At 70.6% G+C, this 21971-nt stretch carries 26 protein-coding genes; 8 read left to right on the plus strand and 18 right to left on the minus strand.

Going from position 1 to position 21971, the window contains the following annotated elements:
- From carB to ACFFIC_RS19970, 3 genes are all read left to right on the plus strand, one after another.
- A complete protein-coding gene (gene carB, locus ACFFIC_RS19960) occupies positions 1-3249 on the plus strand; it encodes a carbamoyl-phosphate synthase large subunit (RefSeq protein WP_377053591.1) in 3249 nt (1082 codons plus the stop codon).
- Between the two features lie 227 nt (positions 3250-3476).
- Positions 3477-3950: a transcription elongation factor GreA gene (gene greA / locus ACFFIC_RS19965; protein WP_377053593.1), complete on the plus strand. Its 474-nt coding sequence runs from the start codon at positions 3477-3479 to the stop codon at positions 3948-3950.
- 82 nt (positions 3951-4032) lie between these two features.
- A complete protein-coding gene (locus tag ACFFIC_RS19970; RefSeq protein WP_377053669.1) occupies positions 4033-5259 on the plus strand; it encodes a threonine ammonia-lyase in 1227 nt (408 codons plus the stop codon).
- A 10-nt stretch (positions 5260-5269) separates the two neighbouring features.
- Here the strand turns inward: ACFFIC_RS19970 and ACFFIC_RS19975 are convergent, their stop codons facing one another.
- Positions 5270-5749, minus strand: coding sequence for an Lrp/AsnC family transcriptional regulator (locus tag ACFFIC_RS19975; RefSeq protein WP_377053595.1), 480 nt, complete (start codon positions 5747-5749; stop codon positions 5270-5272).
- A 228-nt stretch (positions 5750-5977) separates the two neighbouring features.
- Between ACFFIC_RS19975 and trxB the strand changes: the two genes are divergently transcribed.
- The 3 genes from trxB to ACFFIC_RS19990 all read left to right on the plus strand — a co-directional run bounded on the left by trxB (position 5978) and on the right by ACFFIC_RS19990 (position 8907).
- Positions 5978-6967 (plus strand): thioredoxin-disulfide reductase, encoded by a 990-nt coding sequence (trxB, locus tag ACFFIC_RS19980; protein ID WP_377053597.1) that lies wholly within the window; start codon positions 5978-5980, stop codon positions 6965-6967.
- Positions 6967-7854 carry a LysR family transcriptional regulator gene (locus ACFFIC_RS19985; protein ID WP_377053599.1) on the plus strand — a complete coding sequence of 296 codons (888 nt, stop codon included), beginning with the start codon at positions 6967-6969 and terminating at the stop codon, positions 7852-7854. Before trxB ends, ACFFIC_RS19985 begins: the two co-directional genes overlap by 1 nt.
- Before the next feature lie 675 nt (positions 7855-8529).
- On the plus strand, positions 8530-8907 hold the full coding sequence (locus tag ACFFIC_RS19990; RefSeq protein WP_377053601.1) for a DUF6481 family protein: 378 nt from the start codon (positions 8530-8532) through the stop codon (positions 8905-8907).
- 77 nt (positions 8908-8984) lie between these two features.
- Here ACFFIC_RS19990 and ACFFIC_RS19995 read toward each other — a convergent pair whose 3' ends face one another.
- A complete protein-coding gene (locus ACFFIC_RS19995) occupies positions 8985-9995 on the minus strand; it encodes a Bug family tripartite tricarboxylate transporter substrate binding protein (protein WP_377053603.1) in 1011 nt (336 codons plus the stop codon).
- Between the two features lie 178 nt (positions 9996-10173).
- Between ACFFIC_RS19995 and ACFFIC_RS20000 the strand changes: the two genes are divergently transcribed.
- Complete coding sequence (locus tag ACFFIC_RS20000; protein WP_377053605.1) at positions 10174-11058, plus strand: alpha/beta fold hydrolase; 885 nt, start codon at positions 10174-10176, stop codon at positions 11056-11058.
- 79 nt (positions 11059-11137) lie between these two features.
- On the opposite strand, the gene ACFFIC_RS20005 is transcribed toward ACFFIC_RS20000, so the two are convergent.
- Both ACFFIC_RS20005 and ACFFIC_RS20010 read right to left on the minus strand, forming a co-directional pair.
- Positions 11138-11962: an NAD kinase gene (locus tag ACFFIC_RS20005; RefSeq protein WP_377053607.1), complete on the minus strand. Its 825-nt coding sequence runs from the start codon at positions 11960-11962 to the stop codon at positions 11138-11140.
- Positions 11959-12801 carry a carbon-nitrogen hydrolase family protein gene (locus tag ACFFIC_RS20010; protein ID WP_377053609.1) on the minus strand — a complete coding sequence of 281 codons (843 nt, stop codon included), beginning with the start codon at positions 12799-12801 and terminating at the stop codon, positions 11959-11961. Before ACFFIC_RS20010 ends, ACFFIC_RS20005 begins: the two co-directional genes overlap by 4 nt.
- 150 nt (positions 12802-12951) lie before the next feature.
- Here ACFFIC_RS20010 and ACFFIC_RS20015 point away from each other — a divergent pair, with 150 nt between their 5' ends.
- On the plus strand, positions 12952-13920 hold the full coding sequence (locus tag ACFFIC_RS20015) for a Bug family tripartite tricarboxylate transporter substrate binding protein (RefSeq protein WP_377053611.1): 969 nt from the start codon (positions 12952-12954) through the stop codon (positions 13918-13920).
- A 7-nt stretch (positions 13921-13927) separates the two neighbouring features.
- Here ACFFIC_RS20015 and ACFFIC_RS20020 read toward each other — a convergent pair whose 3' ends face one another.
- From ACFFIC_RS20020 to rpsH, 14 genes are all read right to left on the minus strand, one after another.
- Positions 13928-14116 carry a hypothetical protein gene (locus tag ACFFIC_RS20020; RefSeq protein ID WP_377053613.1) on the minus strand — a complete coding sequence of 63 codons (189 nt, stop codon included), beginning with the start codon at positions 14114-14116 and terminating at the stop codon, positions 13928-13930.
- Between the two features lie 80 nt (positions 14117-14196).
- Complete coding sequence (locus tag ACFFIC_RS20025; RefSeq protein ID WP_377053615.1) at positions 14197-14604, minus strand: hypothetical protein; 408 nt, start codon at positions 14602-14604, stop codon at positions 14197-14199.
- Positions 14605-14675: 71 nt separating this feature from the next.
- On the minus strand, positions 14676-15101 hold the full coding sequence (rplQ, locus tag ACFFIC_RS20030) for a 50S ribosomal protein L17 (RefSeq protein ID WP_140885963.1): 426 nt from the start codon (positions 15099-15101) through the stop codon (positions 14676-14678).
- A 25-nt stretch (positions 15102-15126) separates the two neighbouring features.
- Complete coding sequence (locus ACFFIC_RS20035) at positions 15127-16140, minus strand: DNA-directed RNA polymerase subunit alpha (protein WP_377053617.1); 1014 nt, start codon at positions 16138-16140, stop codon at positions 15127-15129.
- Between the two features lie 31 nt (positions 16141-16171).
- Positions 16172-16570, minus strand: coding sequence for a 30S ribosomal protein S11 (rpsK, locus tag ACFFIC_RS20040; RefSeq protein ID WP_043835425.1), 399 nt, complete (start codon positions 16568-16570; stop codon positions 16172-16174).
- Between the two features lies 1 nt (position 16571).
- A complete protein-coding gene (rpsM, locus tag ACFFIC_RS20045) occupies positions 16572-16949 on the minus strand; it encodes a 30S ribosomal protein S13 (protein WP_377053620.1) in 378 nt (125 codons plus the stop codon).
- 223 nt (positions 16950-17172) lie between these two features.
- Complete coding sequence (locus ACFFIC_RS20050) at positions 17173-17823, minus strand: adenylate kinase (protein ID WP_377053622.1); 651 nt, start codon at positions 17821-17823, stop codon at positions 17173-17175.
- On the minus strand, positions 17820-19205 hold the full coding sequence (gene secY / locus ACFFIC_RS20055) for a preprotein translocase subunit SecY (protein WP_377053624.1): 1386 nt from the start codon (positions 19203-19205) through the stop codon (positions 17820-17822). The genes ACFFIC_RS20050 and secY overlap by 4 nt, the downstream gene beginning before the upstream one ends.
- Before the next feature lie 96 nt (positions 19206-19301).
- Entirely contained in the window at positions 19302-19790 is a 489-nt protein-coding gene (gene rplO / locus ACFFIC_RS20060; RefSeq protein ID WP_377053671.1) for a 50S ribosomal protein L15, read from the minus strand.
- A 15-nt stretch (positions 19791-19805) separates the two neighbouring features.
- A complete protein-coding gene (rpmD, locus tag ACFFIC_RS20065; protein WP_377053626.1) occupies positions 19806-19994 on the minus strand; it encodes a 50S ribosomal protein L30 in 189 nt (62 codons plus the stop codon).
- On the minus strand, positions 19987-20643 hold the full coding sequence (rpsE, locus tag ACFFIC_RS20070; protein ID WP_377053628.1) for a 30S ribosomal protein S5: 657 nt from the start codon (positions 20641-20643) through the stop codon (positions 19987-19989). The genes rpmD and rpsE overlap by 8 nt, the downstream gene beginning before the upstream one ends.
- A gap of 12 nt (positions 20644-20655) precedes the next feature.
- Complete coding sequence (gene rplR / locus ACFFIC_RS20075) at positions 20656-21018, minus strand: 50S ribosomal protein L18 (RefSeq protein ID WP_377053630.1); 363 nt, start codon at positions 21016-21018, stop codon at positions 20656-20658.
- The gene (gene rplF / locus ACFFIC_RS20080; protein ID WP_377053632.1) at positions 21018-21551 is read right to left on the minus strand and encodes a 50S ribosomal protein L6; all 534 of its coding nucleotides are present in this window, start codon (positions 21549-21551) and stop codon (positions 21018-21020) included. The genes rplR and rplF overlap by 1 nt, the downstream gene beginning before the upstream one ends.
- A 15-nt stretch (positions 21552-21566) precedes the next feature.
- Entirely contained in the window at positions 21567-21965 is a 399-nt protein-coding gene (gene rpsH, locus ACFFIC_RS20085) for a 30S ribosomal protein S8 (protein ID WP_377053634.1), read from the minus strand.
- Between the last annotated feature and the right edge of the window lie 6 nt (positions 21966-21971).

Raw genomic sequence — 21971 nt, forward strand, 5'->3', positions numbered from 1 at the left:
ATGCCGAAGCGCACCGACATCAAGTCCATCATGATCATCGGCGCCGGGCCGATCATCATCGGGCAGGCCTGCGAGTTCGACTATTCGGGCGCCCAGGCCTGCAAGGCGCTGCGCGCCGAGGGGTACCGGGTGATCCTGGTGAACTCCAACCCGGCGACGATCATGACCGACCCGGAGCTGGCGGACGCGACCTATATCGAGCCGATCACGCCCGAGATGGTGGAGAAGATCATCGCCAAGGAGCGGCCGGACGCGATCCTGCCGACCATGGGCGGGCAGACGGCGCTCAACACCGCGCTGAAGCTCGATGCCTCCGGCGCGCTGGCGAAGTATGGCTGCGAGCTGATCGGGGCCAAGGCGGAGGTGATCGACAAGGCCGAGGACCGGCTGAAGTTCCGTGACGCGATGACGAAGATCGGCATCGAGAGCCCGCGCTCCCACATCGCGCACAGCATGGCCGAGGCCTGGGAGGGGCTGGACCAGGTGAAGCTGCCCTGCGTGATCCGGCCGAGCTTCACGCTGGGCGGCACGGGCGGCGGCATCGCCTACAACCGCGAGGAGTTCGAGCAGATCGTGGCCTCGGGGCTGGATGCCTCCATGACCACGGAGGTGCTGATCGAGGAGAGCGTGCTGGGCTGGAAGGAGTTCGAGATGGAGGTGGTCCGCGACAGCGCCGACAACTGCATCATCGTCTGCTCCATCGAGAACCTGGACCCGATGGGCGTGCACACCGGCGATTCCGTGACCATCGCGCCGGCGCTGACGCTGACGGACAAGGAATACCAGCGGATGCGCGATGCCTCCATTGCGTGCCTGCGGGAGATCGGCGTGGACACCGGCGGGTCGAACGTGCAGTTCGGGATCAACCCGGCGGACGGGCGCATGGTGGTGATCGAGATGAACCCGCGGGTGTCGCGGTCCTCGGCGCTGGCGTCCAAGGCCACGGGGTTCCCGATCGCCAAGGTCGCGGCGAAGCTGGCCGTTGGCTACACGCTGGACGAGCTGGCGAACGACATCACGGGGACCACGCCGGCGGCCTTCGAGCCGACGATCGACTACGTGGTGGTGAAGATCCCGCGCTTCACCTTCGAGAAGTTCCCGGGCACGCCGAACACGCTGACCACCGCGATGAAGTCGGTGGGCGAGGCGATGGCGATCGGGCGGTCCTTTCCGGAGGCGTTGCAGAAGGGGCTGCGGAGCCTGGAGACGGGGTTCTCGGGGCTGGACGAGATCCCGGTGCCGGGGGACGGGTCGCGGGAGGCCTATATCGCGGCGCTGGCTTCCCCGACGCCGGACCGGGTGCTGACGGTGGCGCAGGCCTTCCGTGCGGGGCTGGACGTGGAGACGATCCACGCGGCCTGCAAGTTCGATCCCTGGTTCCTGCGCGAGGTGGAGAAGATCGTGGCGGCCGAGGCCGGGGTGATCCGGGACGGGCTGCCGGCGGAGGCGGACGGGATGCGCAGGCTCAAGGCGCTGGGCTTCTCGGACAAGCGGCTGGCCAAGCTGGCCGGACTGCACGAGCCGGAGGTGGAGGTGCTGCGCACGGGGCTGGGGGTGCGGGCCGTGTACAAGCGGATCGACACCTGCGCGGCGGAGTTCGCCTCGGGCACGCCCTATATGTACTCGACCTACGAGGGCGGGTTCGGGGCGCCGGTTTGCGAGAGCGATCCGACGGACCGGACCAAGGTGGTGATCCTGGGCGGCGGGCCGAACCGGATCGGGCAGGGCATCGAGTTCGACTATTGCTGCGTGCACGCGGCCTATGCGCTGCGCGAGGCAGGCTTCGAGACAATCATGGTCAACTGCAACCCGGAGACGGTTTCCACCGACTACGACACCTCCGACCGGCTGTATTTCGAGCCGCTGACGGAGGAGGACGTGGTGGCGCTGATCCGCAAGGAGCAGGAGCGGGGCACGCTGCTGGGCTGCATCGTGCAGTATGGCGGGCAGACGCCGCTGAAGCTGAGCCAGGCGCTGGACCGGGCGGGCATCCCCATCCTGGGCACCAGCGCGGAGGCGATCGACATCGCCGAGGACCGCGAGCGGTTCCAGCAGATGCTGAAGGGGCTGGGGCTGAAGCAGCCGCAGAACGGGATCGCGCGGAACCTGGACGAGGCGGTCCAGGAGGCCGAGCGGATCGGGTATCCCGTGGTGGTCAGGCCTTCCTACGTGCTGGGCGGGCGGGCGATGGAGATCGCGCACAACCACGAGCAGCTGCTGCGCTTCGGCAAGGAGGCGGTGAAGGTTTCGGGCGAGAACCCGATCCTGATCGACCAGTACCTGCAGGACGCGATCGAGGTGGACGTGGACTGCATCGCCGACAGCGCGGGCGAGGTTTATGTCGCGGGGGTGATGGAGCACATCGAGGAGGCGGGGATCCATTCGGGGGATAGCGCCTGCTCGCTGCCGCCCTATTCGCTGCCGCCGGCGATCATCACCGAGCTGAAGGCCGAGACGGAGGCCATGGCGCGGGCGCTGAAGGTGCGCGGGCTGATGAACGTGCAGTACGCGGTCAAAGACGGGGAGATCTTCGTCCTCGAGGTCAACCCGCGCGCGTCCCGCACAGTGCCCTTCGTGGCCAAGGCGACCGGCATTCCCGTGGCCAAGATCGGGGCGCGGGTGATGGCGGGGGCGAAGCTGGCGGAGTTCCGGCTGGACGACACCACCATCTCGCGCCACGTGGCGGTGAAGGAGGCGGTGTTCCCCTTCAACCGCTTCCCCGGCGTGGACGTGCTGCTCGGGCCGGAGATGAAGTCCACGGGCGAGGTGATGGGGCTGGACCTGTCCTTCGAGCGGGCCTTCCTCAAGAGCCAGATGGGCGCCGGGGTGAAGCTGCCGGAGGCGGGCACGGCCTTTGTCTCGGTCAAGGATTCCGACAAGGCGCACGCGGTGTCGCTGGCGCGGCGGCTATCCGAGATGGGCTTCGACCTTCTGGCGACCCGGGGCACGGCGTCCCGGCTGCGCGAGGCCGGGCTCGCGGTGCGGGTGGTGAACAAGGTGCTGGAGGGGCGGCCGCACTGCGTGGACGCCATCAAGTCTGGCGACATCCAGCTGGTGATCAACACCACCCATGGAGGGCGCTCGGTCAGCGACAGCTTCGACATCCGGCGCGGGGCCCTGACGCAGGGGGTGCCGCACTACACCACCGTGGCCGGGGCGCGCGCGGCGGTGCACGCCATCGCGGCGCTCCGGGCGGGAACCCTTGATGTGGCGCCGTTGCAGGCGTATTTTCGGCCTTCGTTCTCGTAACGGGCCGGTCCCTCCGGAAGGGGGGTGGTCTGGGAAGGATGGGGCGGGAGCCGGCGACTTCCTTGAATGGAGGGCCGGCGCCCGCCCCAAAGCGTTTTACCCCGCCGCGCATTCCCGGCCGTTCCGGCCCGGTGCGCGGCGGTGTTCATCCTGGCCATCCGGCGTCCCATGGACGGGCGGCGGGTGGCTTTTGTGAGTCCGTGTCGCAATTGGGGGGATTACCGCCCGTGCAGAAGTTCCCGATGACCGCCGAGGGGCTCGCGCGCCTCGAGGATGAGCTCCGTGTGTTGCGCGCCGAGGAGCGGCCGGCGGTGATCCGCGCGATCGCCGAGGCGCGGGCGCATGGCGACCTGTCCGAGAACGCCGAGTACCACGCGGCCCGCGAGAAGCAGTCCTTCATCGAGGGGCGGATCGCGGACCTGGAATCCGTCATCCCCTCGGTGGAGGTGATCGACGTGTCGCGGTTGTCCGGGGACCAGGTGCGGTTCGGGGCGCGCGTGACGATCGTCGACGAGGAAACGGAGGACGAGAAGACCTACCGGATCATCGGCGCCTACGAGGCGGACATGAAGAACGGGTCGATCTCCATTTCCTCGCCGCTGGCCAAGGCGCTGATCGGGCGCAAGGTGGGCGACAGCGTCGAGGTGCCGGCGCCGGGCGGGGCGCGCTCCGTCGAGATCACCGCCGTTTCCTACGGCTGAGGGGGCGCGCGTGGCCCTGGCGCGGGCGGTGTCGCCTTCCGCGGTGGTGAAGGACGGGGCGGGCGCGATCCCGCCGGGTCCGATGGCGCCCGGGGGGTTGGTGCCGGGCGCGGTGACGCTGGCCGACGTGCGGGCGGCGGCGGAGCGGATCCGGGGGGCGGTGCTGCGCACGCCGCTGGTGGAGCCGCAGGCGATCCGCCGGATCGCGGGCGCCGAGGTGCTGCTGAAGCTGGACAACCTCCAGGCGACGGGGGCCTTCAAGGAGCGCGGGGCGGCGAACCGGCTGGCGCTGCTTTCGGCGCGCGAGCGGGCGGCGGGGGTGATCGCCATGTCCGCGGGCAACCATGCCCAGGCGGTGGCGCGCCATGCCGCTCTGCGCGGGGTTTCGGCCACCATCGTGATGCCGCGCTTCACCCCGGCCACCAAGGTGGTGCGAACCGAGGGCTGGGGCGCCAACGTGGTGCTGCATGGGGAAACGCTGGCCGAGGCGGCGGCCCATGCCTATGAGCGGGCCGCGCGGGACGGGCTGGTTTTCGTGCATCCCTATGACGACCCGGCGGTGATCGCGGGCCAGGGGACCATGGCGCTGGAGATCCTGGAGGATGCGGGGGAGCTGGACGCGGTGATCCTGCCGGTGGGCGGGGGCGGGCTGCTGGCGGGCTGCGTGGCCGCCATCGCGGAGGCGCGGCCGGGGCTCACGGTCTATGGGGTGGAGGTCGAGGGCTATCCGGCCATGGCGCAGCGCCTGGCGGGCAGGCCTGTTTCCGTGGGCGGGCCGACGGTGTGCGAGGGCATCGCGGTGCGCGACGTGGGCGAGCTGCCCTTCGCCATGCTGCGCGACATGGGCATCGAGGTGCTGGTGGTGCCGGAGGCGGTGGTGGAGCAGTCCATCGCCGTGCTGGCCGAGAACGCCAAGGTGACCGCCGAGGGGGCCGGGGCGGCGGGGCTGGCGGCGGTGCTGGGCTTTCCCGCGCTGTTCGCGGGCAAGCGGGTGGCGACGGCGGTTTGCGGGGGAAACATCGACCCGCGGATCCTGGCCAACGTGCTGCTGCGGAACCTGCTGCGGGACGGGCGCTTCCTCCGGCTGCACCTGGAGATCCCGGACCGGCCGGGCGTGCTGGCGGATATTTCCACGCGGGTGGCGGCGGCGGGCGGCAACGTGATCGAGGTGAGCCACCAGCGGCTGTTCGCCGCGCCCTCCGTGCAGACGGCGGAGCTGGAGCTGATGGTGGAGGTTCGGGATTCCGTGCAGGGGGCCGCGATCGTGGCGGCGCTGGAGGCCGGGGACTACGTGGTGCGGCGGGGGTGAGGCGGCGCCGCTAGCCCTCCACGGGCACGCCGGCCTCGTCCTTGGAGGTGCGGATGGTCTGGAGGGTGCGGACCAGGCTGACGGTGGGAGCGCCGGTGAGGCGGTTGGTGAGTTCGTTCTCGTGCGCGGGGCTGCGGGCGACCAGGCGCAGCAGGAAGTCGCCGCCGCCGCGGATCATGTGGCACTCGCGTACCTCCGGCCATTCGCGGACCAACGCCTCGAAGGCTTCCAGCACGGGGAGCTTCTGGCTTTCCAGGCCGACCACGGCGAAGAAGGTGATCTCCCAGCCCAGCGAGGCCGGCTCCACATCGGCGTGGTAGCCGCGGATGACGCCGGTTTCCTCCAGCCGGCGGACGCGGCGCAGGCAGGGCGGGGCGGAGAGGCCGACCCGGGCGGCCAGGGCCACGTTGGTCATGCGGCCGTCGGCCTGCAGTTCCCGGAGGATGTCGCGGTCGGTGGCGTCGAGGCTGGCGGGGCCGAGGTCTTTCAAGGGCGCATCTTCTTCTCGGGCCGTTCCGTCTCGGGCCGCTTCGTCCCGGGGCCAACCGCTTGCCTGGGGGCCCCTGGGGGCCGAATCGGCTGCGGGTGTGGCCTGGACGCTTCAGGGCGTCGGACTATCCCCCGTGTAGGGGGCGGGCTTCAAGGGCGGGGTGGTGCAACGGGGGGCTCGCACCGATATGGTGCGGCCGCGACTCTGCATTGCATCCGGGACATTGACGTGGCCGAGACCCACCGTACGCGACTGCTCATCCTTGGCGCCGGGCCGGCCGGCTACACCGCGGCCATCTACGCGGCGCGCGCTGGGCTGGAGCCGATCCTGGTTGCCGGGCTCCAGCCTGGCGGCCAGCTGACCATCACCACCGACGTGGAGAACTACCCGGGCTTCGCGGCCGCCGTTCAGGGCCCATGGCTGATGGATCAGATGCGGGCGCAGGCCGAGCACGTCGGCACGCGGATCATCGGCGACGTGGTGACGGAGGTGGCGCTGGGGGCGCGGCCGTTCCGGGCGGTGGGGGATTCGGGGGACACCTACGAGGCCTCGGCGCTGGTGATCGCCACGGGGGCGCAGGCGCGCTGGCTGGGCATCCCCGGGGAGAAGGAGCTTTCCGGCTTCGGCGTCTCGGCCTGCGCGACCTGCGACGGGTTCTTTTTCCGGGGCAAGGAGGTGGCGGTCATCGGCGGGGGCAATTCGGCGGTGGAGGAGGCGCTGTATCTGGCGGGGCTGGCTTCCAAGGTGACGCTGATCCACCGGCGGGACAGCCTGCGGGCCGAGCGCATCATGCAGGAGCGGCTGTTCAACCATCCCAGGATCTCGGTGATGTGGAACACGACCGTGGAGGCGGCGCTGGCGACGGAGGACCGCTTCCCGGCGCTGCGGGCGCTGAGGCTGCGGGACCTGGTGGGGGGCGGGCATTTCGAGATGCCCGTGCACGGGATGTTCGTGGCGATCGGGCATGACCCGGCGACGGCGCTGTTCCGCGGGCAGATCGAGACGGATGGGGATGGCTACATCGTGACGGAGAAGGGTTCGGCGCGGACCAGCGTGGCCGGGGTTTTCGCGGCGGGCGACGTGCAGGACCGGATCTACCGCCAAGCGGTGACGGCGGCGGGGAGCGGGTGCATGGCGGCGCTGGATGCGGAGAAGTGGCTGGCGCACATGCCGGACGACGCGCCCTCCCCGGCCGCCTATGACGCGGTGGATGCCTGATGCCGCTGGATTGGGACAAGCTGCGCGTGTTCCACGCGGTGGCGGAGGCGGGGTCCTTCACCCATGCGGGGGACACGCTGAACCTCAGCCAGTCGGCGGTGTCGCGGCAGATCCAGGCGCTGGAGGAAAGCCTGGCGGTGCCGCTGTTCCACCGGCACGCGCGCGGGCTGATCCTGACGGAGCAGGGCGAGACGCTGAACAAGACGGTGCGGGAGGTCTTCGCCAAGCTGGCCATGACCGAGGCGCTGCTGACCGAGAGCCGGGAGCGGGCCGCGGGGCGGCTGAAGGTGACGACCACGACGGGCTTCGGCTCCACCTGGCTGGCGCCGCGGCTGGAGAAGTTCCTGAAGATGCATCCGGAGGTGACGGTCACGCTGCTGCTGGACGACACCGAGCTGGACCTGGCGATGCGGGAGGCGGACCTTGCGATCCGCATGCACCCGCCCCGGCAGCCCGACCTGATCCAGCGGCACATCGCGACCTTCGGCTGGAAGGTGGTGGGCTCTCCGGATTACCTGCGTGGAGCGGGGATGCCGGCGCGGGCCGAGGACCTGGATGCGCATCGCCTGATCATCTACGGCGACTACCGGCCGCCGGTGGACGACATCAACTGGCTGGCCGAGGCCGGGCGGCGGCCGGGATCGCCGCGGCGGGCCGTGGTGGAGGTGAACTCGCTCACGGCCATGCTGCGGGCGGTGCGCTCCGGGCTCGGGCTGGCGGCGTTGCCGGACTACATGGGCGAGGACCTGGCGGAGCTGGTGCCGGTGCTACCGGAGCTGAAGACGCCGAAGATCGAGGCTTTCTTCGTGTATCCGGAGGAAATGCGGAATTCGAAGCGGGTGGCGGTGTTCCGGGACTTCCTGGTCGCGGAACTGGCTGGGATGTGAGAGGTCGCCATGCGTATGATGCATGGCCGCTGGATGGTCTTGGCGCAGCCCGCATGGTCCGGCCGGGCCTAGCGTTCCTTTTGTCCGTGACTGATTCGGACGGGGTCCTCCGGGATCCCGCGTCTCCCAGACGTGAAGCCTCCCTGTTTGACTTGGCCGCTGGTCCTGGTGGACCGGCGGCTTTTTTTTGTTCGGGCGGGTTGTCTGTTTTCCCCGCGCGGTTCCCCTGGGAAGCTGGCGAAGGACGTGGTGCGGAACGGGGACGGAGGGGCATGCTGAACCGCTTCCCGGAAGCTTTGGCGGTGGCCTGGATTGGGCTGGTGGCGGTGGGCGGAGCGGCCACGGCGCGGGAAGTGCCGGCGCGATCCATCCGGCAGCCTTTCGCGTGGACGCAACGAGCGGCATGGGCTGATCGATGCCTGCATGGCGAATGGGGGCACGTTGCCACCCGGAGGCGGAGTTTTCGCGGCCGACTTTCCGCGGGTTGCTGCGTTCATGGGGCGGAAGGTGGCAGGGGCCTGTTTTCCCTGCTGGCCTCGTGGGCATGGCTGGGCGTTGCGCTTACGGGCTTTCTTTTTTGCCCTGGCAATGCCACCTGACGCCCATTCCGCGACGCGGCCTTTCCGGCACGGTGAACCGGTCGATCCCCGCGGCGGGATCCCACAGCAGAGAGCGATGATGCGAACCCTCAAGGGCACAGAGTTCAGCGACCGCAGCAAGAATTCGACGGAAGCCAAGAAGGCGCTGCTGGAGCGCTTCAAGGCGCGGCCGGCGGCCGACGACCCCACGGTGCTCGCCCGGCAGGAGGAGCGCCGGCAGATCATCGAGGCGCGCGAGGTGCGCGAGGCCGAGCGCCGGCGCCTGAAGGAAGAAGAGAAGGCGCGCCAGGAGGCCGAGCGCCTGCGCCTGATCGCCGAGGAGGAGGCCCGCCAGGCGGAGCTGGCCCGGCAGGCGGCCGAGGCGGCGGAGCAGGCCCGGCTGGCGCTGATCGAGGCGAAGGCCGAGCGCGACCGGCGCTACGCGGCGCGCAAGGCGCGGACGCGGGGGCGGTAGCCCCCTTCCCTTCCGGTGTTCGGGTGCGATGCGCCGCTGGTTCCATGGGGACCGGCGGCGTTTTGTTGTTTCGGCTCCTATTCCGGCTTCACGTTAGCGGCGCGGATGACCTCGGCCCAGCGGGCGATGTCCTCGCGCAGGAAGCTGGCCATGTCCTCGGCGGAGCGGGTGTGGACGGTCATGCCGACCTCCGTGGTGCGGGCGCGGACGGGTTCGCGGGCCATGGCGGCCAGGGTGAGCTCGCGCAGGCGGGCCAGGGCCGGTGCCGGGATGGCGGCGGGGGCGAAGAGGGCGAACCAGGCATCGGCCTCGACGCCGGGGACGCCGGCCTCGGCCAGGGTGGGCAGGTCCGGGAGGTGGGGGGAGCGGTTCGGGGAGGCGACGGCGAGGCCGCGCAGCCTGCCGGACTGGACCTGGGTGAGAACCGTGGGCGTGGTGGCGAAGGCGAGCTGGACGTGGCCGCCGAGCAGGTCGTTCAGCATGGGCGAGGCGCCGCGATAGGGGACGTGCACGAGGTCGGCGCCGGTTTTCGCGCGGAAGAGTTCCAGCGTGAGGTGCGAGGCCGAACCCTGGCCGGTGGAGGCGCAGGCGAGCTTGCCGGGCTGGGCGCGGGCGAGGGCCAGGAGTTCGGCGACCGTGCCGGCGGGCACGTCCGGGCGGGCGACCAGGATGTGCTGGAGGTCGGCCAGGCCGGCGATGGGGGTGAAGTCCCGCACGGGGTCGTAGCCGCCGCCATCGGGCAGGAGGGAGATGTTGGTGGCGTGGGTCTGGTTGGAGGCGAGCATGATGGCGGTGCCGTCGGCCGGGCCGGTGGCGACGCGGCGGGTGCCGATGGAGCCGCCGCCGCCGCCGATGTTCTCGACCACCACCGGAGAGGCCAGGTCCCTGGCGAGTTCGGCCGCGACGAGGCGGGCGAGGACGTCGGTGGGGCCGCCGGCGGGATAGGGGACCACGAGGGAGACCGGGCGCGCGGGGCTCCAGGGAGCGGGCGCGGGCTGGGCGCGGGCGGCCGGCGGCAGCGCCGCGCCGGTTGCGGCGAGAAGCGCGGGAAGGGCCAGCGCGCGGCGGCGGGTGGTGCGGGTGCTCATGCGGGAGGTCCGTTGCCTTGTTTGCGGCCCGCGCCGGGTGTCGCGCGGGCGCGGCGGTTGGCGGAGCGATGGCATGGATCGGCGCCCGGGGGAACGGGCTGACGGAGGGGGTGGCGCGGGGCAGGATGCGCGCCGGTTGCGCTGCGGGCCGGCCCGCGGGTGCGAGGGAGGGTGTGGGATGATCTTCGAGGGGTTTGCGCTGGAGACCCGGGAGGCGAACGGGGTGACGCTGCGGCTGCGGCGCGGGGGCGAGGGCCCGCCGCTGCTGCTGCTGCACGGCAATCCGCAGACCCATGCCATGTGGCACCGGGTGGCGCCTGTGCTGGCGCGCCGGTTCACGGTGGTCTGCCCGGACCTGCGGGGCTACGGGTTCAGCGGGAAGCCGGCCATGGCGGCCGACAGCGCGAACTTCTCCAAGCGGGCGATGGCGGCGGACATGGCGGCGCTGATGGAGGGGCTGGGGCACCGGCGCTTCGGGGTGGTGGCGCATGACCGGGGCGCGCGGGTGGCGCACCGGCTGGCGCTGGACCATGCGGCCATGGTGGAGCGCCTCTGCGTGATGGACATCGTGCCGACGCTCGCGCATTTCGAGCGCACCGACATGGCCTTCGCGCTGGGGTACTGGCACTGGTTCTTCCTGGCGCAGAAGCATCCCCTGCCCGAGCGGATGATCCGGCGGGACGTGGAGGACTGGTTCCGCCTGCAGACCTCGCGCGAGCCCAAGGATGACGGCTTCTTCCACCCGGAGGCGCGGGCCGACTACCTGGCGGCGCTGCGGCTGGAGGGGACGGTGGAGTCGATCTGCGAGGATTACCGGGCGGCGGCGGGGATCGACCTGGAGCACGACCGGACCTCGCGCACGACGGGGGAGCGGGTCCGCTGCCCCATGCTGGTGCTGTGGGGAGCGAAGGGGAAGATCGGGCGGTGGTACGAGCCGATCCGGCTTTGGCGCGACTTCGCGGATGGGACGATCGAGGGCGGCGCGGTGAACAGCGGGCACTATCTGGCGGAAGAGGCGCCGGAGGAGGTGCTGGCGGCGCTGGAGGGTTTCCTGGGACGCTGAGGGGGGCGGGCGGGGCTGGCCCGCCGGTTCGGCCGCATCCCCGGTGGCGGAGGCGGCCGGACGTCCGGCAAGGGCAGGGTCAGACCGTGAACTGTTCGGCCAGGATACGCTCTGGGAGGCCCTGGTCGGGGTCGAAGAGCATGGTGAGGCGGTGGCTGGTGGTTTCGCAGATCTCCACGCGGCGGACGTCGCGCACCTCCGTGTAGTCGGCCACGGCGGCGACCGGACGCTTCTCGGCCTCCAGGATCTCGAAGGCGACGGAGGCGTTGCCGGGCAGGAGGGCGCCGCGCCAGCGGCGTGGGCGGAAGGCGGAGATGGGGGTCATCGCCAGGAGGTTGGTGCCGAGCGGGATGATCGGCCCGTGGGCCGACAGGTTGTAGGCGGTGCTGCCGGCAGGGGTGGAGACGAGGATGCCGTCGCAGATCAGCTCCGGCAGGCGGACCTTGCCGTCCACGATGATGCGGATCTTGGCGGCCTGGCGGGTTTCGCGGAGAAGCGAGACCTCGTTGATGGCGAGGGCTTCCGCCACCGCGCCCTCGGCGTCGGTGGTGCGCATGCGGAGCGGCTGGAGGGAGGCGGCCTGGGCGGCGCGGAGGCGCTCGTGCAGGCCGTCCTCGCGGTAGGGGTTCATCAGGAAGCCGACGCTGCCGCGGTTCATGCCATAGACCGGGAGGTTGCGGCCGAGGAAGCGGTGCAGGGTTTCCAGCATGGCGCCGTCCCCGCCGAGGGCCACGACCACCGCGGCCTGCTCGATGGGGGCGTCGCCGTAGAGGGCGGCGAGGCGGGCATGGGCGGCGGCGGCCTCGGCCGTGGAGGCGGCGTTGAAGGCGATGCGGCCGGACAGGTCCTCGGGCAGCTCGCGGACGGCGTCGGGGTCGGCGCCGCCGAGAAGGGCGGCGGTCATGTGGCGAGAGGCAGGCGGCGGTGCTCCAGCACGGGCATGTCGGCGCGGATGCGGGCGGTGAGCGCTGGGTCGATCCGGGCGGTGGCCCAGCCCGTGCCGTCGGAGCAGCGGGCCACGACCTGGCCCCAGGGATCGCAGACCAGGGAATGCCCGAAGGTGTGGCGGGGCCCGCGTGGCTCCATGTGCTGGCCCCAGGTGGCGGGGGCCGCGATCCAGCACTGGGTCTCGATGGCGCGGGCGCGGATCAGGACCTCCCAGTGGTCCTTGCCGGTCTGGAGCGTGAAGGCGGCGGGCAGGAAGATGAGTTCGGCGCCGGCCTGGCGGAGGGAAAGGAAGAGCTCGGGGAAGCGGACGTCGTAGCAGATGGCGAGACCGCACTGGGTGTCGCCGGCCCTGGCCGTGACCACGGCGCTGCCGGCATCGTAGGTGCTGCTCTCGCGGTAGCCGGTGCCGTCGGGAGCAGTGATGTCGAAGAGGTGGAGCTTGCTGTAGCGGGCGACCTCGCGGCCATCCGGCGCGAAGAGGAGGCTGGTGTTGCGCAGGCGGTCGCCCACGCGCTCGCCGATGCTGCCGCCGTGGACGTGGATGCGGTTGGCCACCGCCATGGCGCGGAGGGCCTCGTAGGCCTCGCCGCCGGGGGCGTTTGAGCCGGGCTCGGGAAGGAGCTCGGCGGCGGCGAGCTTGGTGGCGCGGTCGCCGCCGAGGCAGGTCCAGATCTCCGGCAGCGCGACGATGTCCGGGCGGTCGGCCTCGATGGCGGCGGCGCAGAGCCGCTGCGCCTGGGCGATGTTGGCGGCCTTGTCGGCGCCGGGGTTCATCTGCACGACGGTGACGCGCATTCGGGGCTCCGGGGTTCTTCGCGCATCAAGCGCGCGGGGGCGGGCGGGGGCAAGGGTGGGGGGGAGCGGCGGGGCAATCTTGACGCGGCAGGCGCGCGCGGCCTCCATCCCCGGCCGAGCTTGCATTCAGGCCCTTGGGGAGAGCAGTCCATGTTCCATCGTCGCGCCTTGCTGGGCGTTTCCGCGGTTCTTGCCACGCCGGGGCTGGTACGGGCCCAGGGCACATTCCCGACCCGGCCCATTCGGCTGATCGTGGCCTTCGCGGCCGGGGGAGCCGCTGACAGCGCGGCACGGGTGCTGGCGCCGAAGATGGGAGAGCGGTTGGGGCAGACCGTTGTGGTGGAGAACCGCACGGGAGGCAGCGGCTCCAACGGCGGCGCCACGGTCGCGCAGGCGGCGCCGGACGGGTACACCCTTCTCTGGGACGCGTCGTCGCACATCGTGAACCCGAGCCTGCTTCGCGGGCTTTCCTTCGACTACACCACGGCCTTCCTGCCGGTGACGCTGGCGACCACCTTTCCGCAGGTTCTGGCGGTGAAGGCGGAGAGCCCCGCGCGGACGCTGGCGGAGTTCGTGGCACTGGCCAAGGCCCGGCCGGGGGCGCTGAACATCGGCACCCAGGGCAACGCGACGGCGGGGCACCTGGCGCTGGCCCGGTTGCAGCGGCTGGCCGGCATCGAGTTGACCCATGCGCCCTACCGCGGCGGGGCGGATGCGGCGCGCGACCTGGCGGCGGGGGTGCTGGACGGCACCTTCATCACGGCTCTCTCGGCTGGGCCGATCGTGGACTCGGGCCGCGCGCGGATGCTGGCGGTGGCGACCGAGACCCGCCTGCCCTCGCGCGCCGATGTGCCGACCTTTGCCGAGGCTGGCCTACCCGGGCTGACGATCGCCGAGTGGTGCGCGTTGTTCGCGCCAGCGGGAACGCCGGGCGAGGTGGCGGAGCGGCTGCATGCCGCGGTGGCCGCAGCGCTGGCCGACGCGACCGTGCGGGCGCGGCTGGACCAGATCGTGGCGCTGCCGGTGGGGTCCTCTCCCACCGAATTCGGGCGTTTCGTGCGCGAAGGACGCGAAAGCATGGCGAGCCTCGTTCGCGAGGCCGGGATCCGGGCCGAGTAGGCCCGGTTCAAGCGGCACGATCGGGAGGACCGCCGCTTCCGGCACCGGCCTTGGCGGCAAGGCCGGCGACCAGGGCCACAACCAGCGCAACGGCGGCAACCCCGAGGAGTGCGACGGAGAAGCCGAACTGCAGCACCCTCGCGAGCAGGGCCAGCAGGGCGAAGAGCACGGCAAGTCCGATGGCCCAGCGCAACATGGCGATGATCCTTTCCCGATCCGCAGGGGGAACGGGCGGGTGGGGCGTGCGTTGCCGCGATGGCCGCCCCCTTCCCCCACCTATTCCGCGCGCAGGTTGGGGAGGTCGGGCTTCATGGCGAGCACCGCCTCGGCCATGGGCGCGGGCCAGGGCGACCGGCGGGTGGGGACGGTGAGGCTGGCGACGCCCTCGTCCACCAGGAGGAGGTAGAGGCGCTCGGTCTGGGTGTCGTAGCCCATGAAGAGGCCTTCCTGCGGGCAGTCGCCGCCGTCGCAGGTCCAGCCGAAGATGTACCGGTCGTCGGCGCTGTGGAGGCCGCCGGGTTCGGCGGCGCGGAGGTGGCGCAGCACATAGGTCTGGCGGCCGCGCGTGACGGAGCGGAGGATGACCACCACGTCCGGATGGGCAGCCAGGGCCGAGACGGGCTGACCGACGAGGTTCAGGGCGGAGGGGGCGCGGTCCACCTGGGCGCGGGCCGGAGCGGCCATGAGGAGCGCCAAAAGAAGAAGGGCGAGTGGTCTCCCACCCGCCCTCCCACGCTCCTGACGGAGAGGCGTGGTCACGCCTCGGCCGTCTCTTCCTCCGCGACCTCGGGCCGCGGGCCGCTGTCGAGGCCCTTGGCGGCGACGTCGCGCTCGATCAGCTCGATCACCGCCATCTGCGCGGCATCGCCGTAGCGGATGCCGGCGCGGAGCACGCGGGTGTAGCCGCCGGTGCGCGCCGCGTAGCGCGGGGCCAGCGTGTCGAACAGCTTGCGGACCACCAGCGGGTCGCGGATCTGCGCGGCCGCCTGGCGGCGGGCGTTCAGGTCGCCGCGCTTGCCCAGGGTGATGATGCGCTCCACGTAGGGGCGCAGCTCCTTTGCCTTGGGCAGCGTGGTGGTGATCTGCTCGTGCTTGAGCAGGCTGGTCGCCATGTTCCGGAACATGGAGATCCGGTGGCTGGAGGTGACGTTGAGCTTCCGCCCGGCCATTCCGTGACGCATTGTCTCTACCCTTCCCGGACGGCCGTCAGAACGGCTCGTCCACCTTCCGCGCCAGATCTTCGATGTTCTCGGGCGGCCAGCCCGCGACGTTCATGCCGAGCTGCAGACCCATGGAGGTGAGAACCTCCTTGATCTCGTTCAGCGACTTGCGGCCGAAATTCGGCGTGCGCAGCATTTCCTGCTCGGACTTCTGAACGAGGTCGCCGATGTAGACGATGTTGTCGTTCTTCAGGCAGTTGGCCGAGCGGACGGAGAGCTCCAGCTCGTCAACCTTGCGGAGCAGGTTGCGGTTGAACGGCAGGTCGTCCTCGACCTCGGCGGCCCGCGCCTCGCGCGGCTCGTCGAAGTTGATGAAGAGCTGCAGCTGGTCCTGCAGGATGCGGGCGGCGAGGGCCACCGCGTCATCCGGCGAAACCGTGCCGTCCGTCTCCACCGTCAGCACCAGCTTGTCGTAGTCCGTGCGCTGGCCGACGCGGGTCGGCTCCACGCGATAGGCCACGCGGCGGACGGGCGAGTAGATGGCGTCCACAGGGATCAGGCCGATCGGCGCGTCCTCGGGGCGGTTCTCGGAGGCGGGGACATAGCCCTTGCCGGTCGCGACCGTCAGCTCGGCGTTCAGCTTGGCGCCGTCGTCGAGGGTGCAGATCACGAGATCCGGGTTGGCGACCTCGATGTCGCCGGTGACCTGGATCTGGCCGGCCGTCACCTCGCCCGGGCCGGTCGCGGTCAGGGAAAGGCGCTTGGAGCCCTCGCCCTGCATGCGGATGGCCAGGCGCTTGATGTTCAGGACGATGTCCGTGACGTCCTCGCGGACGCCGGGAAGGCTGCTGAATTCATGCAGCGCGCCCTCGATCTGCACGGCCGTCACCGCTGCCCCCTGAAGGGAGGACAGCAGGATACGGCGCAGCGCGTTGCCGAGCGTCATGCCGAAGCCGCGCTCCAGCGGCTCCGCCACGATGGTCGCGGTGCGGGCGGGGTCGTTGCCACCCTCCACGTCCAGACGCTCGGGCTTGATCAGGGAACGCCAGTTGCGATCCATCGCGCCACTCATGGTGGTGATACCCTCCCCCTCAGACCCGGCGCCGCTTGCGGGGGCGGCAGCCGTTGTGCGGGATCGGCGTCACGTCCTTGATGGCCGTCACGTAGAAGCCGACGGCCTGCAGGGCGCGGAGCGCGCTCTCGCGGCCCGAACCGGGGCCGGAGACCATGATCTCCAGCGTCTCCATGCCGTGCTCGCGGGCCTTCTTGCCCGCGTCCTCGGCGGCGACCTGGGCGGCATAGGGCGTGGACTTGCGGCTGCCCTTGAAGCCCTGCGAGCCAGAGGACGACCAGGCGATCGCGTTGCCCTGGCTGTCGGTGATCGTGACGATCGTGTTGTTGAAGGAGGCGAGCACGTGGGCCACGCCGGAAGAGATGTTCTTCCGTTCCTTCTTGCGCGGGCGGGACCCGGCGTTCGGCTGACGCGCCATCTTACTTCGTCACCTTCTTCTTGCCGGCGATCGCGACGGCCTTGCCCTTGCGGGTGCGGGCGTTCGTGTGCGTGCGCTGGCCGCGCACCGGCAGGCCGCGGCGATGGCGGAGGCCGCGGTAGCAGGCCATGTCCATGAGGCGCTTGATGTTCATCGCGACCTCGCGGCGGAGGTCACCCTCGACGCGGTAGTCGGTGTCCAGCATCGCGCGCAGGCGAAGCAGCTCGTCCTCGGAGAGCTGGTTCACCCGGCGCTCCTCGGGGATGCCGAGCTTCGTGCAGATGTCGGCCGCGTTCTTGGGGCCGATACCGTAGATGTAGCGCAGCGAAATCAGCACGCGCTTGTTGTCGGGGATGTTCACGCCGGCGATACGCGCCACGGTGCTCTCCTGGAGCGTTCGCTCCGTTCGGGCCGGTCGGCGAGGCCGCCCGGCGAGGTGATCCTGACCATGCCGCGGCGGCGGCAGGGCCAATCGATGGAAGACGGGAACCGTCCGTGCAAGCGGGATCGCGGCTGGGTGGGGCCCGCCGCGAAGAGGGGCGATTTAGTCGGACAGGCTCTGCGAGTCAAGCCGGGAGTCGCCGTCGCGGCCGCCGGGTGCCTCAGGACGCATCAAGGATGGCCTGAAGCTGCTGGGCGACGGTCGCCATGTCGGCCATGCCGTCCACGTGGCGGAGCTTGCCGTGCGCCGCGTAGTAGGGGAGCAGGGGCGCGGTCTGGCGGTGATAGGCGTCCAGGCGCGCGGCCACCGTTTCGGCTTTGTCGTCCGCGCGGCGGATGAAGTCGTGGCTGCCGCAGACGTCGCAGATGCCCGGCTGCTGGGTCGGCTTGAAACGATCGTGGTAACCGGTTCCGCAGGAGGAGCAGGTGAAGCGGCCCGCGATGCGCTCCACCAGGGCGGCGTCGTCCACCTGCAGCTCGATGACGTGGTTCAGGGCAAGCCCCATCTCGGCCAGCATCACGTCCAGCGCCTCAGCCTGTGGAACCGTGCGGGGAAAGCCATCCAGGATGAACCCGCTGGCGCAGTCGGGCTTCTGCACCCGGAGCGCCAGCATGGCGGTGATGATGGCATCCGGCACGAGGTCGCCACGCTCCATGATGGCGCGGGCCTGGTTGCCGATCTCGGAGCCGGACTTCACCTCGGCGCGGAGCATGTCGCCCGTGGAGATCTGGGCGATGCCGTATCGGTCCTGGAGGGTCTTGGCCTGGGTGCCCTTGCCGGCACCCGGCGGTCCGAGAAGGATCAGGTTCATCGCCGCGTGTTTCCTCCGCGCGGGGTGACGGGTGCGGGGCCGCCGCGCCCGGCGACGCGGGACTTGCGAATCAGCCCCTCGTACTGGTGCGCGAAGAGATGGGACTGCACCTGGGCCACGGTGTCCATGGTCACGGAGACGATGATCAGCAGGCTGGTGCCTCCGAAATAGAAGGGCACGCCATACTGGCTGATCAGGAATTCCGGGATCAGGCAGACGATGCAGAGGTAGATGGCGCCAACCAGGGTGAGGCGGCTCAGCACGCGGTCGAAGTACTCGGCGGTGGAGGCGCCGGGGCGGATGCCCGGGACGAAGCCGCCGTACTTCTTCAGGTTGTCCGCCGTCTCCTGCGGGTTGAAGACCACCGCGGTGTAGAAGAAGGCGAAGAAGATGATCAGCGCCACGTAAAGCGCCATGTAGAGGGGCTGGCCGTGCGCCAGGAGGGCCGCCATGCGGGTGACCCAGGTGTCCTCCCCCTGGGTGGCCGCGAAGCCGGAGAAGGTGGCGGGCAGCAGCAGGAGCGAGGAGGCGAAGATCGGAGGAATCACGCCGGCCGTGTTCAGCTTGAGCGGCAGGTGGGTGGAGTCGCCGCCGAACATGCGGTTGCCGACCTGGCGCTTCGGGTACTGCACGGGAATCTTGCGCTGGGCGCGCTCGATGAACACCACGAAGGCGATCACGGCCAGCGCCATCAGCAGGAAGAAAAGGATGAAGAACGGGCTGAGGGCACCCGTGCGACCCAGTTCGAGGGTGGAGACCAGGGCGTGGGGCAGGTTGGCGACGATGCCCGCGAAGATGATCAGCGAGATGCCGTTGCCGACGCCCCGGGCGGTGATCTGCTCGCCGAGCCACATCAGGAACATGGTGCCGCCCACCAGGGTGGTCACGCAGGAGACGCGGAAGAAGAGGCCGGGGTCGAGCACGGCCGCGCCGAAGTTGCCGCGCATGCCCTCCAGGCCGACCGCGAGGCCATAGGCCTGGAAGAAGGCGATGAGGACCGTGAGGTAGCGCGTGTACTGATTGAGCTTCTTGCGGCCGGACTCACCCTCCTTCTTGAGGGCTTCCCAGGCCGGGATGGCGGCCGACATCAGCTGCACGATGATGGAGGCGGAGATGTAGGGCATGATGTTCAGGGCGAAAACGGTCATGCGACCGAGCGCGCCGCCCGTGAACATGTCGAACATGCCGAGGATGCCGCCGCCGTGCTGGTTCAGGATCTCGGCCATGACGGCCGCGTCCACGCCGGGCACGGGGATGTAGGTGCCCAGCCGGTAGACCAGCAGGGCGCCCAGGGTGAACCAGAGCCTGCTCTTCAGCTCGGTCGCGCGGGACAGCACGCCGAGGTTGAGATTGGCCGCGAGCTGCTCGGCTGCGGACGCCATGGGAATGCCCTCTCTCACGACTGCGGCGCCGGGGGATTTTACCCGCGGCGCCGCAGCACAGTCCAATGGTTCAGGTAGCGGCCGCAACCACCGCGATCAAGCCGCGGGGGCTTCCTCGGACGCCGTCTCGCGCACGGTGACGGTGCCGCCGGCCGCCTGAACCGCCGCGATGGCGGAGGCCGAGGCCCCGGCGACGGAGATGGTCACGGGGCGGCTGATCGTGCCCTTGGCGAGCAGGCGGACGCCGGCCTTCTTGGCCAGGCGGACCAGGCCGGCCTTGACCAGGGCAGCCTCGTCGATCGTCTCACCGGCCGGGAGGGTGCCGGATTCCAGCGCCTTCTCGATCGAGCCGACGTTGATCACGGCGTATTCCACCCGGAACAGGTTGTGGAACCCGCGCTTGGGCAGGCGGCGGTACAGCGGGAGCTGACCACCCTCGAAGCCGTTGAGCGAGACGCCCGTGCGGGCCTTCTGGCCCTTGACGCCCCGGCCGGAGGTCTTGCCCTTGCCGGAGCCGATGCCGCGGCCGACGCGCTTGAACTTCGGGCGGGCGCCCTCGTTGTCGCGCAGCTCGTTGAGCTTCAATGGGAGCTTCATGGTTCAGCCCACCTTGATCAGGTGCGCGACCTTGCGGATCATCCCACGCACGGCGGGGGTGTCCTCGAGCTCACGCGACCGGTTCATCTTGTTCAGGCCGAGGCCGATCAGCGTCTCGCGCTGGCCGGGCTTGCGGCCGATCGGCGACCCGGTCTGGGTCACCTTCACGGTCTGCTTCGTGGTGTCAGACATTGGCGGCCTCCGCCGTCGTCTCCACCGCGCCGCCGCGGGGCGGGTTGGGGAGCAGGTCGGCCACCTTCTTGCCGCGGCGCGCGGCCACCGCCCGGGGGGAGGTGCAGCGGGCCAGGCCGGCGAAGGTCGCCTTGACCATGTTGTGCGGGTTCGTGGTGCCCGTGCACTTCGCGACGACGTCGCCCATGCCCAGGACCTCGAAGACGGCGCGCATCGGGCCACCGGCGATGATGCCCGTGCCGGCCGGGGCCGCGCGCAGGATCACGCGCCCGGCGCCGAACTCGCCGATCACGTCGTGGTGAAGGGTGCGGCCCTCGCGCATCGGCACGCGGATCAGGCCGCGCTTGGCCCGCTCCGTCGCCTTGCGGATCGCCTCGGGAACCTCGCGCGCCTTGCCGGCGCCCCAGCCCACGCGGCCCTTCTCGTCACCGACCACGACCAGGGCGGCGAAGGAGAACCGACGGCCACCCTTCACCACCTTGGCGACGCGGTTGATGGTGACGAGCTTGTCCTTGAACTCGTCGTTGTCGCGATCGCCGCCACGGTTGTCGCGGTTGTCGTCGCGGCGCCCACGGCCCCGGCGGCGGTCGGCGTCGCCGCCACCCTCTCCGCCCGGACGCGGCGCGTTGGAACGCGGTGCGTATGCCATTCTATCGGCTCCTCAGAACGACAGCCCGCCCTCACGGGCGCCGTCCGCCAGGGCCTTGACCCGGCCATGATAGATGTAGGGACCGCGGTCGAAGACCACCTCGGTCACGCCGGCGGCGAGCGCGCGCTCGGCCACCAGCTTGCCGATGACCGTCGCGGCATCGAGGTCGGCCCCGGTGCGGGCGCCATCGCGCACGGTCTTCTCCAGGGTGGACGCGGCGGCGAGCGTGCGGCCCGCCTTGTCGTCGATCACCTGGGCGTAGATGTGGCGGCCCGAGCGGTGGATGGACAGGCGAACGCGCCCGGCCCCCTTGAGCTTGATCTGGTAGCGCGTGCGCGCGCGGCGCCGCTGCGTCAGTGCGAGCTTGTTCGGCATTACTTCTTCTTACCCTCCTTCCGGAGGATCGTCTCGTTGTCGTACTTGATGCCCTTGCCCTTGTAGGGCTCGGGACCGCGGTACGCCCGGATCTCCGCCGCAACCTGACCGACGCGCTGCTTGTCGGCACCCTCGACCTTGATGGCCGTGGGGCGCTCGGTCGTGATCTTGATGCCCTCGGGGATCGCGTAGCGGATCTCGTGGCTGTAGCCGAGGTTCAGCACCAGCTCCTTGCCCTGGACGGCGGCGCGATAACCCGTGCCGGTGATCTCCATCGACTTGGTGAAGCCGGTGGAAACGCCCGTGACCATGCTGTTGATGAGGGAGCGCGTCGTGCCCCACATCGTGCGCGCCGCGCGGTCATCGCCGCGGGGCGCCACGGCGACTTCGCCGTTCTCGATGGTGATGTCCACCTTCTCCGTGACCGGAAGGCGCAGCTCGCCGAGCTTGCCCTTCGCCACGACGGTGCGGTCCTCGAGCGTGATGGTCACGCCCGAGGGAACCTTCACCGGATACTTACCGACGCGAGACATGTTCCCTGCCCTCCGTCAGAACACGCGGCAGAGGACTTCGCCGCCAACATTGGCAGCGCGGGCCTCGAGGTCGCTCATCACGCCGCGGGGCGTGGAGAGGATGGAAATGCCGAGGCCGTTGTAGATCCGCGGCAGCTCCTTGATCTTGGAGTAGACCCGGCGGCCCGGCTTGGACACGCGGGTGATCTCCTTGATGGCGGGCTCGCCCTCGGCGTACTTCAGCTCGATCTCCAGCACCTTGATGCCGGGACGGAGTTCCTCGCCGCGATAGCCGCGGATGTAGCCCTCGCGCTTCAGGACGTCGAGGACGTCCGAGCGCAGGCGGGAAGCAGGCGACATGACGCGCGACTGGCGCGCGCGCAGGCCATTACGGATGCGGGTGAGCATGTCACCCAACGGATCGGAAAGCTGCATGTGTGC

The organism is Muricoccus vinaceus, from assembly GCF_042433125.1.
Lineage (GTDB): Bacteria > Pseudomonadota > Alphaproteobacteria > Acetobacterales > Acetobacteraceae > Roseomonas > Roseomonas vinacea.

Excerpts from the sequence above, each read along its gene's own strand:
- rplQ (WP_140885963.1), bottom strand. The coding sequence starts at position 15,101 with ATGCGTCACGGAATGGCCGGGCGGAAGCTCAACGTCACCTCCAGCCAC.
- ACFFIC_RS20035 (WP_377053617.1), bottom strand. The coding sequence starts at position 16,140 with ATGGATCGCAACTGGCGTTCCCTGATCAAGCCCGAGCGTCTGGACGTG.
- rpmD (WP_377053626.1), bottom strand. The coding sequence starts at position 19,994 with ATGTCTGACACCACGAAGCAGACCGTGAAGGTGACCCAGACCGGGTCG.
- ACFFIC_RS20050 (WP_377053622.1), bottom strand. The coding sequence starts at position 17,823 with ATGAACCTGATCCTTCTCGGACCGCCGGGTGCCGGCAAGGGCACCCAG.
- ACFFIC_RS20015 (WP_377053611.1), top strand. The coding sequence starts at position 12,952 with ATGTTCCATCGTCGCGCCTTGCTGGGCGTTTCCGCGGTTCTTGCCACG.
- ACFFIC_RS20020 (WP_377053613.1), bottom strand. The coding sequence starts at position 14,116 with ATGTTGCGCTGGGCCATCGGACTTGCCGTGCTCTTCGCCCTGCTGGCC.
- ACFFIC_RS19985 (WP_377053599.1), top strand. The coding sequence starts at position 6,967 with ATGCCGCTGGATTGGGACAAGCTGCGCGTGTTCCACGCGGTGGCGGAG.
- rpsE (WP_377053628.1), bottom strand. The coding sequence starts at position 20,643 with ATGGCATACGCACCGCGTTCCAACGCGCCGCGTCCGGGCGGAGAGGGT.
- rplF (WP_377053632.1), bottom strand. The coding sequence starts at position 21,551 with ATGTCTCGCGTCGGTAAGTATCCGGTGAAGGTTCCCTCGGGCGTGACC.
- rplR (WP_377053630.1), bottom strand. The coding sequence starts at position 21,018 with ATGCCGAACAAGCTCGCACTGACGCAGCGGCGCCGCGCGCGCACGCGC.
- ACFFIC_RS20010 (WP_377053609.1), bottom strand. The coding sequence starts at position 12,801 with ATGCGCGTCACCGTCGTGCAGATGAACCCCGGCGCCGACAAGGCCGCC.
- carB (WP_377053591.1), top strand. The coding sequence starts at position 1 with ATGCCGAAGCGCACCGACATCAAGTCCATCATGATCATCGGCGCCGGG.
- ACFFIC_RS19970 (WP_377053669.1), top strand. The coding sequence starts at position 4,033 with ATGGCGCCCGGGGGGTTGGTGCCGGGCGCGGTGACGCTGGCCGACGTG.
- ACFFIC_RS20000 (WP_377053605.1), top strand. The coding sequence starts at position 10,174 with ATGATCTTCGAGGGGTTTGCGCTGGAGACCCGGGAGGCGAACGGGGTG.
- rpsK (WP_043835425.1), bottom strand. The coding sequence starts at position 16,570 with ATGGCGCGTCAGCCGAACGCCGGGTCCCGCCCGCGCAAGAAGGAACGG.
- rpsH (WP_377053634.1), bottom strand. The coding sequence starts at position 21,965 with ATGCAGCTTTCCGATCCGTTGGGTGACATGCTCACCCGCATCCGTAAT.
- ACFFIC_RS20025 (WP_377053615.1), bottom strand. The coding sequence starts at position 14,604 with ATGGCCGCTCCGGCCCGCGCCCAGGTGGACCGCGCCCCCTCCGCCCTG.
- secY (WP_377053624.1), bottom strand. The coding sequence starts at position 19,205 with ATGGCGTCCGCAGCCGAGCAGCTCGCGGCCAATCTCAACCTCGGCGTG.
- ACFFIC_RS20005 (WP_377053607.1), bottom strand. The coding sequence starts at position 11,962 with ATGACCGCCGCCCTTCTCGGCGGCGCCGACCCCGACGCCGTCCGCGAG.
- ACFFIC_RS19990 (WP_377053601.1), top strand. The coding sequence starts at position 8,530 with ATGATGCGAACCCTCAAGGGCACAGAGTTCAGCGACCGCAGCAAGAAT.
- ACFFIC_RS19995 (WP_377053603.1), bottom strand. The coding sequence starts at position 9,995 with ATGAGCACCCGCACCACCCGCCGCCGCGCGCTGGCCCTTCCCGCGCTT.